The following is a 16,286-nucleotide window of genomic DNA, read 5'->3' on the forward strand; positions in this document are numbered from 1 at the left end:
GCCATGTCCGACAGCGCCCCACCGGCCGGCCTGGTGATCCGCCGCCAGGAACCCGACCGCCTCGAACGCGCCCACGGCCTCGACCTCAACCTGCTCCACCCCTGGGGCGACCTCACCACCCCCTTCCACGGCGCCTGGTGCGTGCTGCGCCCCGGCGACCTCACCGACACCCACCAGCACACCGAACGCGAACTGTTCATCTGCATGAGCGGCCGCGGCGAGGTCCGCACCCCGGACGGCGACCGCCACCCCATCGCCGCCGGCGACCTCGTCCTGCTCCCCGCCGACACCGACCACGCCGTCGCCAACCCGCACGACGAGGACTTCGCCTACTACGCGATCTGGTGGCAGGCATGACGGACTCCCCGTTCGACTTCGAGGGCCGCCGCTTCCACGCACCCGACGGCGACCACCGCACCGTCGCCGTCTACCACCAGCAGGGCGACCTGGTCTGGGGCGAGGTCGCCGGCGGCGCCGTCCGGCGCGGCTGGACCGCCGGCACCCGGCAGCCCGACGGCACCCTCGCCATGGGCTACACCTTCGTCCTCACCACCGGCGAAGTCGTCTGCGGCCGCACCCGCAACACCCCCACCCGCACCCCCGACGGCCGCATCCGCCTCCACGAGACCTGGGAACGCTACGGCCCCCAGCCCAGCACCGGCACCTCCACCATCGAAGAGGTCGCCCCGTGACCGCCGACTGGCAGCTGCTCGACAAGACCACCGCCGGGCCGGTGCTGCGCCCCGGCGACCCCGCCTTCCGGGAGTCGTCCACCGCGTTCAACGAGCGCTGGGCGGACCGGGCGCCGGCCGCCGTGCTGCGGGCGGCCGGACCGCAGGACGTGCTGCGGGCCGTGGAGTGGGCGCGGGAGAGCGGGGTGCCGATCGTGCCCCGCGGCGGCGGCCACTCGTACGCCGGACACTCCGTCAACTCCGGCCTGGTGGTGGACCTGCGGGCCCTGGACGGGATCGCCGTCGACCCCGGGAGCGGACGGGTCACCGTCGGCGGCGGCGTGCTCACCGGGGCGCTGTACGCCGCCCTGCGGCCGCACGGCCTCGCGCTGCCGCTCGGCAACGGCGCGGGCGTCGGGATCGCCGGGCTCGCCCTCGGCGGCGGGTCCGCGGCCACCTCCCGCCGGCTCGGACTGACCGCCGACACGCTCCGCGCCACCACCCTGGCCACCGCCGAGGGCACCGTGCTGACCTGCGACGACACCCGGAACGAGGACCTGTTCTGGGCCTGCCGGGGCGGCGGCGGGGGCAACTTCGGCATCAACCTCGACCTGACCTTCCAGGCGGTCCCCGCGCCGGCCGCCTCGACCTGCCTGCTGCTGTGGGACGTCGCGCACGCGCCCGCCGTGTTCGAGGCCGTCCAGGAGCTGATGCGCACCGCCCCGGAGGAGACCTCGCTGCGCCTCGGCGTCGCCGCCTCCGCCGGGCGGACGGTGGTGTCGGCCGTCGGCCTGCACCTCGGCCCGGCCGCCGAGCTGCGCGAGCTCCTCGCACCGGCGCTCGCCGCCGGCCGGCCCGCGCGCGCGGACATCGCCGACCGGGACTTCTGGGACGCGATGGACTACCTGCAGCACGAGACCGCCGGCGGGGCGTTCGCCGTCCGCACGCACTTCGCCGTCGACCCGCTGCCGCCGGACGCCGTCGCCCGGGCGCTCGCCCACCTCGCCGCCGCGCCCCCGAGCGGCAACCCGGACGGGAGCGGGTTCGCCCTGTTCGGCTGGGGCGGCGCGATCAACCGCGTCGACCCGGCGGCGACCGCCTTCGTGCACCGCGACGCGCAGTACCTGATCAGCCTGGACAGCTCCTGGCTGCCCGGCGAGGATCCGGCCCCGCAGCTCGGCTGGCTGGCCGGTCTCGATCACCTGATCGCCGCACACGCGACCGGCGGTGCGTACCTGAACTTCACCGACCCGGACCTGCGAGACTGGCGGACCGCCTACTACGGTGCGAACTATCCGCGGCTGGTCGCCGTCAAGCGCCGCCACGACCCGGACGGACTGTTCGACTTCCCGCAGTCCGTCGGCAGTTGACCCCAGTTGACCCCCACCCCCAGGCCCAGCCCCGTACGGCGCGCAGCCGACCGACCGTCAGCCGCCGCGTCCCGCCCGGAAGGAGACACCACCGTGTCGCCGCGAACCGCCCGCCCGCGCCACTACCTGATGTGCCGGCCCGCGCACTTCACCGTCGACTACTCGATCAACCCGTGGATGGACCCGGCCAAGCCCACCGACACCGGCACCGCCCTCGCCCAGTGGGACGAGCTCTACGCGCTGTTCCAACGCCTCGGCCACACCGTCGAGTTGATCGATCCGCTGCCCGGCCTGCCGGACATGGTGTTCGCCGCCAACGGCGCCACCGCGGTCGACGGCAAGGTGCTCGGGGCCCGCTTCCGGTACCCGGAGCGCACCGCCGAGGGCCCCGCGTACGCCGACTGGTTCCGCGACCGCGGCTGGCAGGTCCGGGACGCCGAGCACGTCAACGAGGGCGAGGGCGACCTGCTGGTGGCCGGCGACCGCATCCTGGCCGGCACCGGCTTCCGCACCGAGACCGCCGCGCACGCCGAGGCGCAGTCCTTCCTCGGCCGCGAGGTGGTCACCCTGCGGCTGGTCGACCCGCGCTACTACCACCTGGACACCGCGCTCGCCGTCCTCGACGACGACGAGATCATGTACCACCCGCCGGCCTTCGACGCCGAGTCCCGCGCCGTGCTGGAGCGCCTCTACCCGGACGCGATCCTGGCCGACGCCGACGCGGCGAAGGTGTTCGGCCTGAACGCCGTCTCCGACGGAGCGAACGTCGTCCTCCCCGAGGCCGCCACCGGCCTCGCCGAGCAGCTCCGCGAACGCGGCTTCCACCCGATCGGCGTCGACCTGACCGAACTGCTCCGGGCCGGCGGCGCCGTCAAGTGCTGCACCCTGGAACTGCGCCGCTGACGCGCGTACGGCGAGGGCCCGGCTCCGCTCGCGCGGAACCGGGCCCTCGCCGGCTCGTGCTCAGACCAGGTCGAAGCGGTCCAGGTCCATCACCTTGGTCCACGCGGCGGCGAAGTCCTTGACGAACTTCTCCTTGGCGTCGTCCGAGGCGTACACCTCGGCCACCGCGCGCAGCTCCGAGTTGGAGCCGAACACCAGGTCGGCCCGGGTGCCGGTCCACTTGACCGCACCGGAGGCGTCCCGGCCCTCGAACAGGGTGTTGTCGGAGGCGACCGGCGCCCAGGCGGTGTCCATGTCGAGCAGGTTGACGAAGAAGTCGTTGCTCAGGGTGCCCGGACGGTCCGTGAACACGCCGTGCTGCGAGCCGCCGTGGTTGGCGCCCAGCACCCGCAGACCGCCGACCAGCACGGTCATCTCGGGGGCGGACAGGTTCAGCAGGTTCGCCCGGTCCACCAGCAGGTACTCGGCGGGCAGCCGGCTGCCCTTGCCCAGGTAGTTGCGGAAGCCGTCGGACTTCGGCTCCAGCGCGGCGAACGACTCCACGTCCGTCTTCTCCTGGGTGGCGTCCACGCGGCCCGGGTGGAAGGCCACCTCGACGTCCACGCCGCCGGCCTTGGCGGCCCGCTCGACCGCCGCGGTGCCGGCCAGCACGATCAGGTCGGCCAGCGAGACCTGCTTGCCGCCCTCCGCGTTGAACGCCGCCCGGACGCCCTCCAGCACCCGCAGCACCTGCGCCAGCTGCTCCGGGTCGTTGACCTCCCAGCCGCGCTGCGGCTCCAGGCGGATCCGGGCGCCGTTGGCGCCGCCGCGCTTGTCGCTGCCGCGGAACGAGGAGGCCGCCGCCCAGGCGGTGGACACCAGCTGAGCGGTCGTCAGGCCGGAGGCCAGCACCCGCTCCTTCAGCACCGCGACGTCCGCCGCGTCGATCGGCTCGCCCTGCGGCTGCGGCAGCGGGTCCTGCCAGATCAGCTCCTCGGAGGGCACCTCGGGGCCGAGGTAGCGGACCACCGGGCCCATGTCACGGTGCGTCAGCTTGTACCAGGCGCGGGCGAAGGCGTCCGCGAACGCCGCCGGGTCGTTCAGGAAGCGGCGGGAGATCTGCTCGTACACCGGGTCGAAGCGCAGCGACAGGTCGGTGGTGAGCATCTGCGGGGCGTGCTTCTTCTGCGGGTCGAAGGCGTCCGGCACGGTGCCCTCGCCGGCGCCGTCCTTCGGCTTCCACTGGTGCGCGCCGGCCGGGGACTTCGTCAGCTCCCACTCGTAGCCGAACAGGATCTCGAAGAAGGAGTTGTCCCAGGTGGTCGGCGTGTTGGTCCAGGTCACCTCCAGGCCGGAGGTGATCGCGTCGCCGGCCTTGCCCGAGCCGTAGGTGCTCTTCCAGCCGAGGCCCATCTCCTCCAGGCCCGCGCCCTCGGGGGCCTCGCCGACGTGGTCCGCCGGGCCGGCGCCGTGGGTCTTGCCGAAGGTGTGGCCGCCGGCGATCAGCGCGACGGTCTCCTCGTCGTTCATCGCCATCCGGCGGAACGTCTCGCGGATGTCGCGGGCCGCCGCCACCGGGTCCGGGTTGCCGTTGGGGCCCTCCGGGTTGACGTAGATCAGGCCCATCTGGACGGCGCCCAGCGGGTCCTCCAGGTCGCGGTCGCCGGTGTAGCGCTCGTCGCCGAGCCAGGTGGTCTCCGGGCCCCAGTACACGTCCTCGTCGGCCTCCCAGACGTCGGCCCGGCCGCCGCCGAAGCCGAAGGTCTCGAAGCCCATCGACTCCAGCGCCACGTTGCCCGCCAGGATCAGCAGGTCGGCCCAGGAGAGGCTCTTGCCGTACTTCTTCTTCACCGGCCACAGCACCCGGCGGGCCTTGTCCAGGTTGGCGTTGTCCGGCCACGAGTTCAGCGGGGCGAAGCGCTGCTGGCCGGCGCCCGCGCCGCCGCGGCCGTCGGAGATCCGGTAGGTGCCGGCGCTGTGCCAGGCCATCCGGATGATCAGCGGACCGTAGTGGCCGAAGTCGGCCGGCCACCAGTCCTGCGAGGTGGTGAGCGCCTGCTCGATGTCCCGCTTCACGGCGGGGAGGTCGAGGCTGTTGAACGCCTCGGCGTAGTCGAAGTCCGCGCCCAGCGGGTTCGCCACCGCGGGGTTCTTCGCCAGGATCTTCAGGTTCAGTCGGTTGGGCCACCACTGCTGGTTGCCGCCGCCCTGCGTCGGATGGGGCGCGCGGCCGTGCGCGACCGGGCAGCCGCCCGCACCCTCGGACTTGGGGTCGGTGACGATGGCGTCGTCGTTCTCGGGCATGGGAGTCCCTCCGGGTCGGGCGGATCGCACTCTGCAACGGGCGTCTTGGCTGTTCGCCGGAGTCGATCCTAAGATAGACACAGTCTAAGTCAAGAAGCTGGTCAATCGGGTGGTGGTTCCGCTCGACTCGGGTGCGTCGCCGCGCCCCCTGTACAGTTCGGGCGTCTGTTGAGCTGAATGGATGAAACAAGATGAGTGACCTGCTGGAACGGCTTCGTGACCGAGGGTGGCGACTGACCTCCCAGCGCCGGGTGGTGGCCGAAGTGCTCGACGGCGACCACGTCCACCTGACGGCGGACGAGGTGCACGCACGCGCCGCCGAACGCCTCCCCGAGATCTCCCGCGCCACCGTCTACAACACGCTCGGCGAACTCGTCGCCCTCGGCGAGGTCCTCGAAGTCGCCACCGACGGCCGCGCCAAGCGGTACGACCCCAACGCGCACCGCCCGCACCAGCACCTGGTCTGCTTCGCCTGCGGCACCATCCGCGACGTCCACCCCACCGGCGACCCGCTGGCCGCCCTCCCGTCCGCCGAGCGCTTCGGCTTCACCATCACCACCGCCGAAGTCACCTACCGCGGACTCTGCGCCGACTGCTCCCGCCGCGCCGCCTGATCCGCACCCCCGGAGCCCCCGGGCCGACGGGCCGGCCCCGCCGCGCCGAGCACCGCGATCAGCACGCCCGCCGCCACCAGCAGCCACCACACCCCGCGCGCCGCCGGGACGAACGCCGCACCGCCCGCCGCCACCCCGCCCGCCAGCAGCGTGCCCGCCACCGCGACGCCCACCGCCGAACCCGTCTGCCGGGCCGCCGACGCCAGCGCGGACGCCAACGCCGCCATCGAGACCGGCATCCCCGACACCGCAGTGAAGGTGACCGGCGGATTCACCGTCCCCTGGAACACCCCCACCAGCGCGAACACCGCCAGCAGCGTCGGCACCGGCGTCCCCGGACCCACCAGCAGCAGCAGACCGCCCGCCAGCGCCAGCGCCGCCCCGGACACCAGCAGCGGCAGCCGCGGCCCCCGCCGCCCCACCACCCGGCCGGTCCGCGGCGACAGCAGCACGATCAGCACCCCCACCGGCACCAGGCACAGCCCCGCCCGCAGCGCCGGCATCCCGCGCACCCCCTGCAGGTACAGCGTCACCGCGAACAGGAACGCCCCGAACGCGCACAGCGCCGCGAACGCCATCACCAGCGCCGACGCCACCGGCGCGCTGCGCAGCAGCCGCACCTCCAGCAGCGGGTCCGACCGCCGCGACTCCCACCGGCCCAGCAGCGGCACCGACACCGCCGCCGCGACCAGCGGCCCCCACACCACCGGCGCCGACCAGCCCTCCCGGCCGGCCCCGATCAGCCCGAACACCACCCCGCCCAGCAGCACCACCACCAGCACCTGGCCCACCGGGTCGAACCGCCGGACCCGCTCCGCCCGCGACTCCGGAACCCAGCGGGCCGCCCCCGCCAGACCCGCCGCCGCCACCGGCAGGTTCACCCAGAACACCGCCCGCCAGCCCAGCGCGTCCACCAGCGCCCCGCCCAGCACCGGGCCCAGCGCCAGCGAGAGCCCCGACACCGAACCGAACACCCCGATCGCCCGGGCCCGCTCCTCCCGGCCCGGGAACGTCGTCGCCACGATCGCCATCGCCACCGGGTTCAGCATCGTCCCGCCCGCCGCCTGCACGACCCGCGCCCCCACCAGCGCCCCCGCCCCCGGCGCCAGCCCGCACAGCGCCGAACCCAGCCCGAACAGCACCAGCCCCGCCATGAACACCCGGCGCCGCCCCCACCGGTCCGCCGCCGCCCCCGCCGGCAGCAGGAACGCCGCCAGCACCAGCGTGTACGCGTCCACCGTCCACTGCAGCGCCGACACCGAGGCGCCCAACTCCCGCCGCACCGCGGGCAGCGCCACGTTCACCACCGTGATGTCCATGACCACCAGCACCATGCTCACGCAGCACACCGCGAGCACCAACCGCTTCCGCCGACCGTCCGATTCGGACACCGCAACCCCTCCACCGGCCACCGGTACGGGAGTTGACGTCGCGTCAGCACCGGCCCCGCCCGGTCCACCGCGCCGAGGCTACGATTTCGAGCGTGCTCGAAATCAATCCCCGACCCGTGGTCCCCGCCGAGGGGTTGACCATCGCCGAAGCCGCCGGACGCACCGGCGTCAGCGTCCACACCCTGCGCTACTACGAACGCGCCGGCCTGGTCGTCACCCCCGTCGACCGCACCCCCGGCGGCCGCCGCCGCTACCACCGCCGCGACCTCGAATGGATCGACCTCTGCACCCGCCTGCGGGCCACCGGCATGCCGATCCGCACCATCCGCCGCTACGCCGAACTCGTCGCCGCCGGCCCCGGCAACGAACCCGACCGCCTCGCCCTCCTCGAAGCCCACCGCGCCGAAGTCGCCGCCCGGCTCACCGAACTCCGGTCCCACCTGGCCCGGATCGACCACAAGGTCGACGTCTACCGCGGACGCCTCGACGAGGGCCGCGCCGAAGGGCTCTGGGCGCCGGGCGAATGACCCGCCCGGCGCCGGGGCGGTGACGGACCGCGGCGACCCCTCTCAGCCGGTGGTCAGTTCGATGAGCCGCTCCACCGTCGGGAGCGCCGGGGCGGCCGCGCCGAAGCCCTCCAGGATCGCCTTGATGCCCTGCGCGAGCCTGCTGATCCGGCCCGGGCTCGGCTCCTCGCGCCCGACCTCCTCGTCGAGCCGGTCGAGGCTCACGTTCATGTCGGCGGCGTCGACCGGGTCCAGCCCGTTCCCCGCCTCGGCCACCTGCTCGCGGAGCCGGCGGGCCAGGTCCTGCAGGCTGACGCCCTCGCCGCCCAGGTCCGGTCCCACGGAGTGGTTCGCGGTGCTGCGGGTCACCCGGTTGTTGTTCCCCAGCTGGACGTTTCCGGTGATCGAGCCGGAGTTGTGGAATCCGGGGGTCTGGCTCATCTGGCTCTCCAACTTGTTGTAGTTGTGGTTGTAGTTGTTGACGACCACGGAGGCGCCCTCCGGCTGCGGCCGGCGCGCCTCCGGGGCCGGCGACGGGTCGGGGCGGTGCGCGTTCGGTGCGCCGTGGCTCCGGAGGACCTCCCGCAGGGCGCGGGCCAGCTTCTCGGGCTCGTCGAAGCCTTGGGTGACGCCCAGGTGGACGACCTGGCCGAGGCGCTCCGGAATGTCGCGGATCCGGTCCGGATGGGCGTTGCCCGCACCGTAGGGGAGGGCGGACAGGGGGTGCAGGAGCTGGTAGAGGACGGCCGAGAGGGCGTAGGTGTCCTCGGCCGGGGTGGGGAGCCTGGTCCCGGTCCCCCGGAGCCGGTCGGGAATCCAGTAGTCGGACCGGACGGCCGGCATCAGGCTCTCCTGGAGGCCGCCCTTCAGGTTCATGCCGAAACCCCAGTTGGTGACGTAGAGCTGCTGCCCCGAGGCCGAGTGGTCGGGAATGAGCAGGTTCTCCGGCCGGATGTCGCCGTGCGTGAGGCCGAGATCGCCGTTCACCCGGGCCAGCGCCTCGGCCGCCCGCAGCACCCAGAGGGCGGCCTCCTCCATCGGCTTGACCTCGCGGCGGCGCTTGCCCTCCAGCCTGGCCAGCACGGTGGTGCCCTTGATGTGCTCCGAGAGCATCCAGTCCCCGCACGGTTCGGACACCCGCGGCAGGCCGTCGTGATCGGTACGGCCGTCCCGGGTGAGCAGGGCGTGGAACCGGAGGAGCGCCCGGCCCTGCCCCGGGAAGTGCCGGGCCTCCAACGGGCCGGAGGCGTCACCGCGGCGGCTGACCACGCACGCGTCGTGGGCCGCGCCGGGGAGATCCTCGTCGAACCGGAACCCGGCGGCGATCAGCGGCTGGTGGACGGGGCGGGTTCCCGCGGGATGCCGCTGCTGCCTGGCGCCGTGCTTGCGGCTCTGGTTGTTCATCCAGTCCCGCACCACCGGGTTGGCCCAGGCCAGGTCGCGGCCGGTGCGCACCAGCAGGCCGAAGTCGAGGAAGCTGTCCAGCTGGATCGACTGGTCCGGCCCGAGTGCGGTGCGCACCGAGGTCTCCAGCGCGTCGTACTGGAGCTCCTCCGCGATGTCCAGCAGGAGCTTCAGCTCGCCGTCGTCCTCCGCGAGCGGGTCGAGCATCCCCTTGACGGTGTCGTCGCGCTCGGCGACCCGCTGTTCGGCGTAGTGGACGAGGTCCAGGTCGACGACGCTGCGCTGCTCCTCGCTGAGGCACTCCACCACCTGCTGGCCGATCATGTGGATGTGGTGGGGGTGGCCGGCGGTCAACTCCCAGACGCTTTCGACCGCTTCGGGCAGGAGCGTCACCCGCTCGTGGAAGCCCCGGCGGAACACCTCCAGGGTCGAGGCCCGGTCCAGGGGGCCCACGCGCAGGCGCTCGGAGAACTCCTGCTGCACCAGCGAACCGCGCAGCAGCCGGCGCAGCCTCGCGGTGCTGCACGAGCCGATGAAGAGCAGGGCGAGCGTGCCGTCGTCCTTCAGGGAGCGCAGCGCCTCCATGGACTCCTTCATGACCTGGGAGGCGATCAGCTTCTCCAGCAGTTCCTGGAACTCGTCGACGATCAGCAGGAGTCCGACGTCCTGGTCCGGCCACAGCTTCAACCTGACGTCCAGCCACCAGTTGCGGAACCCGTCGGTGCTGATGTCGTCGAACGGGTCGAGGGCGATCGACCCGCGGAAGGTCCTGCGCACCTGGGTGCTCACGGCCTGCGCCACGCTGCTGAGCAGCGACCTGGCCCGCGACCAGTCGCCCTGCCCGTCCAGGCTGACCGGGAAGGCCCGCGGAGTGGGCCACTCGTCCGGTGGCAGCGGGCCGTCGTCGGACGGCCGCCGGACGGCGGTCAGCCGGCGGAGGATCGAGGTCTTGCCCGCCCGGCGGGATCCGGTCATGAACAGGACGTCGGTCCCGCCGCGCCACGCCGACGCGTAGGTCGAGCGCAGCAGCTCCAGCTCGCGCGCCCGGCCGACGAACATCTCGTCCACGGCGGGGGAGCGCGGTTTGAACCTGGACGTGACCATCGCCGGATCGGGCGGGACCTCCCGGACCGGGACCTCGCGGCTGGTCTCCCGGGTGGTGCCGTCGGAGAGGACGGCCGAGGCGGTGATCTTGACCGCACCGAGGTCCGTCTTCACGGCGAGGAAGCAGGAGCGCTGGGAGTCGGCCTCCACGCGTTCCAGCACCTGCCGCCCCAGCACCTCGGGCCGGTCCGGCGGGGTCACGGTGAGGACGATCGCGGACAGCGAGCGCCTGGCGGCCCGGACGTTCAGCTGCACCTCCACCGGCCCGCGGTCCAGGCGGGTGGCCTGCGCCTCCCAGATGTCGAGCGGGACCTGGCTCACCGTGCCCAGCTTCATGCTGTCCCGCGCCAGGTCGTCCCAGGGGAGCCGGAGTGCGGCGCCGACGCGCTGCGCGCGGTCGCGGAGCTCGGGTGCCAGGAGGTTCCGGCAGAGTTCCTCCTGCTGGGCCAGTTGACTCTCGATGACGTCGGCGCTGCGCGCCGCCGAGCGCACGGGATCGGCGGTACTCACGTACATGGCCAGGCGTACGGCGACCTTGCGCCAGATGCCGGCGATCGTCTCCAGCCACCGTGCGTCGTTCGCGCCGGCGCAGGCCACCAGGGCCCTGGCGACCGTCGCCACCTCCGTGGGCAGTTCGTCCGGCGTGCACCGGGCCACCCGGACCACCAGGTCGTCGAGGTCCTCGGGCGGGCGGTGCGCCGTGCCGTCCTCGATCGCGTCCAGCGCCCGGACCTGCTCCGGGGCGGCGGGTGCTCCGATCTCCTCCAGGTACCGCAGGACGCTGCGGTACCCCTCCGGATGTCCGATCCGGGCGCAGAAGGAGAGCAGCTCGGCGACCGCGGCCGGCTGGTCGGAGGACCGCGGGAACCAGGTCCAGAACTGCTCGTACGCGTCCACGACGAGCCCGCGCGCCTCCAGGCACCGCACCAGCAGCCGGTTCCGCGCCTCCTGCTCCTCCTGGTACCCGGGCAGATCCGTGTGCGTCCGGCCGATCCCGTCCCGGAGGAAGGCCTCCTGCCGCCGCGGACTGTCGGCCAACTTCTCGACGACCAGCTCGATGTGGCGGGGGGTCAGCGCGGGGACGGTGCTCTCGTTCAGCGCCTCCGGCGCGCTCTGGAGGGCGCGGTTCACCAGTTCGTCGACGTTCTTCGGCGTCCGGCGGCGCAGGACGCCGATGGTCTCCTGCAGCAGCTCCCGGTCGCCGGCCCGGTGGGCGAGCAGGACGGCGAGCGCCACCGGCTCGGCCGGGTACCCGTAAGGGAGCCGGTCCACGAACCTGAGCAGCGTGCGGGCGGCGTCCGCGGGCCGGTCGCAGAGGCCCGCGAGCAGCCCGGCCCGGGCGATCGCCGCGTCCAGGTCCAGCGGCCCGTCCTCCCGCTGCTTCTGCTGGAGGGCGGCGGCGGACGTGAAGTCCCTTCTGGTGCAGAGCAGTTGGACCAGGATCCGCTGCCCGGACGGGGTGTGCCGCAGGGTCTGGCCGATCTGGTTGGCGTCGTCGTACATCCGGGCCAGCGTCATGCAGGCCGCGGTGGCCTCCGCGACGTGGGTGTTCCGGGGAGCGCGGGTGAGCAGTTCGCGGAACAGGAACGCGGCCCGGTCCCAGTCCTGGGCGACCGCCGCCCGCACGGCGGGCCCGGCGTCCTCCTGGAGGTGGATCGGCAGCCGCCGCGCGATGTCGGTGTCGACCTTCGGCTGGTACCACAGCAGCGCCTTGGTCCGGAGGTCGTCGACCTGCCGCCGGTACTCCCGGTTGAGCAGGTGGACGACCTCCTCCAGGTCCGCGGTCCGCCGCGCCCCGATCCGGTTCATGAGCTCGTCCCGGATCCGCGGCACCTGCGGACGCGCGGGCACGCTCCGCTCGCTCACCGCGGTGCCCCCCGAGGCCCGGTCCCGGAGCTGGATGGCCTCGGCGCAGGTGGGGTTCTTGGCCAGCGCCAGGTTCGCGTGCTGGACGCGCGCCTTGTCGTCGCCCTCCAGTTCGGCCAGCTTGGCGAGGTTGAGGTGCAGTTCGAAGCCCGCGCCGGTCACGTAGCGCTCCAGCCGCAGCCGGAGCTGGCGGCTCTTGTCGAGCTCCCGGGCGAGGCGGACCGCGGCGTCCAGCAGACGGGGATTCGCCCGGGTCCGGTCGATCGCCTCCACCAGGAGGCTCCACGCCTCCGTCGCCCGGCCCGCCGCGGCGAGCACCAGGGCGAACTCCGCCACCAGGTTGGGCCGGGGGTCGGGCAGCAGCGCGTAGATCTCCTCCATGGCGACCCGGAAGGCCTCGGCCTCCTCCGGGGTGCACCGCTGCATGGCCCGGCGCGCGGCGTTCCCGGCCAGCAGCACGTTGTGGTGGGTCGGCGTCTCCCTCGCCCGGGCGATGAGCGCGACGGCGTCCGCACCGGTCGCGCCCGTGCTGCGGGGCGCGGACGACGGGCCGGCCGCGAGGCCCGTGGCGTCGACCGAGGTCACCGGAACCGGGCGGCCCACGGCGGCGAACAGCGGCCGCAGGGCGAGCAGCTGCTCCGCGCTGTACCGGAAGGTGGCCAGCCGGGCGTGGTAGTCGAACGTCAGGACCGCGCTCTCGACGTACCCGGCGGCGGCATAGGCGCACCCGAGGTTCCAGGCAGGTCCGGCGCCGAGCCAGAACGCGTCGGAGTACTCGCCGTAGAGCTTGATCGCCTCGACGGGCCGGCCGGCCCGCACCAGGTACCCGAGCGCGTTGTTGAACGCGGCGGTCCCGCCGGAGCGCACGGCCTCCACCCACGCGTTCGCCACCAGGCCGTCCGGGGCCGAGTTCGCCAGGTCCAGGGCGTGCCGGATCGCCGGCTGCCGGCCGGCCCGGCCGAGCGGCTCGTTGATGTGCACGACCTGGGCGAAGCCCGGGTCCTCGCGGCTCGGCGTGCCGGCCCGCTCCAGACGGGGCGGCAGCGCGGGCGGCTGCAGCCGCGACTCGTCGATGCCGGCGGCGCGGGCCGACGCCGCGCGCTGACGCAGCAGCTGCGGAAGCGCCTGGCGGTTCGCCCACCCGAGGCTGCCCTCGATCACCTCGACGGCCAGCGCGGCTTCCCCGCAGTCGCTGAGCCAGCCGGCGAACTCGCAGACCAGGAGGCCGTCGCGGCTCTCCTCGACGAGCATCCGGAGGTCGGCCACCACCGGGTTGTCCGCCCGGACCCTGATCGGCCTCGTCCGGACCGCGGTGACCAGGTTCCCGGCCAGCCACGGCTCCCGCCGATGGGCGCCCCGGACCACGGACACCAGCTCGCCCAGCCGGGCGTCCGAACCGTCGGCCAGCGCCTCCGCGATCTCGCGGTCCCAGTCCGCCGGGGCGAGCCGGGAGGTCACCGGCACCGGTTCCTGGTCCGGCACGCCGAAAGCGTGCGCCTGCGCGCCCTGCCGAGCCTGGAGCCGCTGGGCCAGGGGCGCGATCCAGGTCTCGCTGGCCTCGTCGCCCTGGTCGCGCGCCGCCTGCAGCCGGGCGGCCGCCAGTGCGAGGTCGTTCGCCTCCAACGCGTTGCGGGCTATCTCGACGTGGTGACGCCAGGTCACCCGCTCCAGCCGGTCCACGGCGGCGATGGCCCGGCCCAGGGCGTTGGGCAGCTCCGGACGCTCCCGGAGGATGCGGAGCAGCAGGAAGATCCCCGGGGAGTTGGCGCTCGTCTCCAGCAGCTCCTCCAGCCTGTTCACCGCCTCGGTCACCCGGCCCGCGCCGTACAGCTGCTTCGCCGCCGCCTCGGGCCCGAGGGCCGACAGTGCCGGCTGGGGCGCCGGCCGCGGCGCCCGCGGCGCCGGGACGGCCGGGACGTCCGAGCCGTGCAGGGCCAGGAACTCCCGGGCGAGCTTCGTCTGCTCGGACGTTCCGCCCATCACTCTGAACAGGACGTGGAGCGATTCGACGGTCTGCCGGAGCAGCCCGGCGGCCGCGTAGGCGCTGGCCACGTTCCAGACCGCGCCGGCGGTCAGGTAGTGCCGCGGACCGAAGGTGCGGTAGAGGTCCAGCGCCGCGGGGGCCCGGTCGGACGCGACCAGCCAGCCGATCGCCGGGCCGAACGCGCCCGCACTGCCCGCACGCAGCGCGTCCGTGTAGGCGGCGGCCGCCGCGGTCTCGTTCTCCGTCGCCCGGGTGACCGCCGCCCTGAGGTGTTCGGGCGAGCGGTCCGTGACCATCGGCGAGGCCAGCCAGGGCTTGAGCAGCTCGACGCCCGCCAGCGGTCCCAGCGTGGCCGGGAGCACCAGCGGCACGGGCGGCAGCGGCGGGTGCCCGAGGAGGTAGACCTCGTCCGCCCGGTGGACGTCGCCGCAGAGCCGCAGCGCCTCCTCCAGCACGTGCCAGAGCACCGGCCGCATCGTCGGGACGTCGCGCTTGAGGCAGGTGTCGAGCAGCCGCACCGCCGTCCGGGGGTCGAGGGACAGCAGCTCGCGGGCGGTGCGCAGGACGACGGCGTGGCTTCCCTGGCTGCCGAGCGACTCCAGGGCCGTCGTCACCTCGCCCGCGCCCCCGGCGAGGCTCGACCGCGACCGGCAGGCGGCGATCAGGGCCGCTGCCTGGGCCTCGCCCCCGGACCGCCGGTCGTCCGCGGCGTCCGCGGCGTCCGTCTTGGCCGGTTCGGCCGCCGGCGGCTGCCCGGCCGGCCGCCCCGGACTGAGGAGCTGCTCCGCCTCGTCCAGGTAGCTGGCACAGGTCTCCGTGTCACCGCGTTCGGCGTGCAGCCGCGCCGACCTCAGGTGTCGCTCCGCGATCTGCGTGTTCGGGTTCCCTGCGCCGCGCTCCACCGCCTGCTGCAGCCGGACCAGCCGGCTCTGCTGGATCCGGTGGACGACGGCCTCCGCGAGCAGGTCCAGGCCCTGCTCCGCGCCGTCGAGGTCCCCGCGCGCGAGCGCGTCCACGGTCAGGCTGTGCATCGATTCGCTGGTGCCGTCGGGGTCGTCGGTGACCTTGGCCAGGAGTTCGTCCGCCTGCTCGCGGATGTGCTCCAGCCGTCTCAGGGCGGGCCCGGTGACCTCCTCGGGCAGGCCGGCGAACCGGGCGACCATCGCCACCCGGTGGACCGCCGCGGGACTCGCCGCGGCCATCGCCTCCGTGAAGATCCGGGCGAGCACCGGCCCGTCCCCGGCGGCGGGCTCGTCCACGGCCGGGCTGCGGAACACGGACACCTGCAGCACCCGTCGGAGCTCGGGGTCCAGGCCGTCGAGCGGAACGTCGAACGGCTCCGGTTCGGTCCACGCGTGGCTGCCCGCCACCTCCAGCAGGTCCGCCACCTGCTTCTGGACGGCCCCCACCGCCTTCAGCAGGGGACCCCAGCGGCTGCCGTTCGCCGGGATCGGACGGGGCCGGCCGGCGTTGGTCCGCGCCATGTGCTCCGCCGGGCTGTCCGCCAGGAAGCCGTGGTCGCCGACGACGCCGCGGCTCACGTCGTGCAGCACCGCGGTGACCGGTTCGAGGAAGAGCTTCCGGGCGAACTCGCGGTCCAGGGCCGCGAGCCGCTCGGCCTCCTGGCGGAGCGAAGCGGCCTGCTCCCTCAGCACCAGCGTGCCGGTGGCCGACAGCATCGGGCACGACTTCCCCTGCGCCACCAGCGCCCCGAGCCCGGCCTGGAGGTCCTGGGGCAGCCGTCCCGCGACGAAGAAGAGCCCGTTGCGGGTGCGCCCCGCCCAGGCGAGCCCCGCCCAGTCCAGCAGCTGGGCGAGGGCCAGGTCGCCGGCCTGGACCGCGGCCTCGTACACCCGGGAGAGCAGATCCGCCTGGATGCCCGGCTCGGGGACCCGCTTCGCGGCGGGCGTGATGACGGAGGTCGTCATCGCGGTCCGGCGCTGCAGCAGGACCGCGGCGACGGCTGCCGAACGGAGCAGGGCCGCGGGGTACGTTCCGTCGGCGCGCTGCCCCCGGCCTTCGAGGAACAGCGCCACGTCGCGGGCGACCGCGGTGATCTCCTCGGATGAGAACTGCTCCACCGGCCACCCCTCGGTATCGCTCGGACGCATCGGTCCTTGCATGATGCCGCAGGCCGTACGGGCAGCAGTCGGCCGTGCTGAAATGCCGTCAGTTTTGTGACACGGAAAG

The 16,286-nt window shown here is 74.0% G+C and carries 9 protein-coding genes; 6 read left to right on the forward strand and 3 right to left on the reverse strand.

Annotation, left to right across the window (positions count from 1 at the left end; translation table 11 throughout):
• The first annotated feature begins 3 nt into the window (after positions 1-3).
• The 4 genes from ACFV1L_RS07900 (at position 4) to ddaH (ending at position 2,944) form a co-directional block, all read left to right on the forward strand.
• Positions 4-357 carry a cupin domain-containing protein gene (locus tag ACFV1L_RS07900; RefSeq protein WP_380363906.1) on the forward strand — a complete coding sequence of 118 codons (354 nt, stop codon included), beginning with the start codon at positions 4-6 and terminating at the stop codon, positions 355-357.
• A complete protein-coding gene (locus ACFV1L_RS07905; RefSeq protein WP_380363908.1) occupies positions 354-692 on the forward strand; it encodes a hypothetical protein in 339 nt (112 codons plus the stop codon). The genes ACFV1L_RS07900 and ACFV1L_RS07905 overlap by 4 nt, the downstream gene beginning before the upstream one ends.
• Positions 689-2,041, forward strand: a complete 1,353-nt coding sequence (locus ACFV1L_RS07910; RefSeq protein WP_380363910.1) for an FAD-binding oxidoreductase — start codon at positions 689-691, stop codon at positions 2,039-2,041. Before ACFV1L_RS07905 ends, ACFV1L_RS07910 begins: the two co-directional genes overlap by 4 nt.
• Positions 2,042-2,134: 93 nt before the next feature.
• Positions 2,135-2,944 (forward strand): dimethylargininase, encoded by an 810-nt coding sequence (gene ddaH, locus ACFV1L_RS07915; protein WP_380363911.1) that lies wholly within the window; start codon positions 2,135-2,137, stop codon positions 2,942-2,944.
• A gap of 60 nt (positions 2,945-3,004) precedes the next feature.
• On the opposite strand, the gene katG is transcribed toward ddaH, so the two are convergent.
• The gene (katG, locus tag ACFV1L_RS07920) at positions 3,005-5,227 is read right to left on the reverse strand and encodes a catalase/peroxidase HPI (RefSeq protein WP_380363912.1); all 2,223 of its coding nucleotides are present in this window, start codon (positions 5,225-5,227) and stop codon (positions 3,005-3,007) included.
• A 191-nt stretch (positions 5,228-5,418) separates the two neighbouring features.
• Between katG and ACFV1L_RS07925 the strand changes: the two genes are divergently transcribed.
• Positions 5,419-5,841 carry a Fur family transcriptional regulator gene (locus tag ACFV1L_RS07925; protein WP_380363914.1) on the forward strand — a complete coding sequence of 141 codons (423 nt, stop codon included), beginning with the start codon at positions 5,419-5,421 and terminating at the stop codon, positions 5,839-5,841.
• Here ACFV1L_RS07925 and ACFV1L_RS07930 read toward each other — a convergent pair.
• Positions 5,799-7,232 carry an MFS transporter gene (locus tag ACFV1L_RS07930; protein ID WP_380363916.1) on the reverse strand — a complete coding sequence of 478 codons (1,434 nt, stop codon included), beginning with the start codon at positions 7,230-7,232 and terminating at the stop codon, positions 5,799-5,801. The genes ACFV1L_RS07925 and ACFV1L_RS07930 overlap by 43 nt on opposite strands.
• Before the next feature lie 92 nt (positions 7,233-7,324).
• Here ACFV1L_RS07930 and ACFV1L_RS07935 point away from each other — a divergent pair, with 92 nt between their 5' ends.
• Positions 7,325-7,759 (forward strand): MerR family transcriptional regulator, encoded by a 435-nt coding sequence (locus ACFV1L_RS07935; protein WP_380363917.1) that lies wholly within the window; start codon positions 7,325-7,327, stop codon positions 7,757-7,759.
• Between the two features lie 42 nt (positions 7,760-7,801).
• Here the strand turns inward: ACFV1L_RS07935 and ACFV1L_RS07940 are convergent, their stop codons facing one another.
• Positions 7,802-16,177, reverse strand: a complete 8,376-nt coding sequence (locus ACFV1L_RS07940; RefSeq protein ID WP_380363918.1) for a hypothetical protein — start codon at positions 16,175-16,177, stop codon at positions 7,802-7,804.
• Between the last annotated feature and the right edge of the window lie 109 nt (positions 16,178-16,286).

Source organism: Kitasatospora sp. NPDC059646, assembly GCF_042734615.1.
GTDB lineage: Bacteria > Actinomycetota > Actinomycetes > Streptomycetales > Streptomycetaceae > Kitasatospora.

Excerpts from the sequence above, each read along its gene's own strand:
- ACFV1L_RS07900 (WP_380363906.1), top strand. The coding sequence starts at position 4 with ATGTCCGACAGCGCCCCACCGGCCGGCCTGGTGATCCGCCGCCAGGAA.
- ACFV1L_RS07905 (WP_380363908.1), top strand. The coding sequence starts at position 354 with ATGACGGACTCCCCGTTCGACTTCGAGGGCCGCCGCTTCCACGCACCC.
- katG (WP_380363912.1), bottom strand. The coding sequence starts at position 5,227 with ATGCCCGAGAACGACGACGCCATCGTCACCGACCCCAAGTCCGAGGGT.
- ACFV1L_RS07925 (WP_380363914.1), top strand. The coding sequence starts at position 5,419 with ATGAGTGACCTGCTGGAACGGCTTCGTGACCGAGGGTGGCGACTGACC.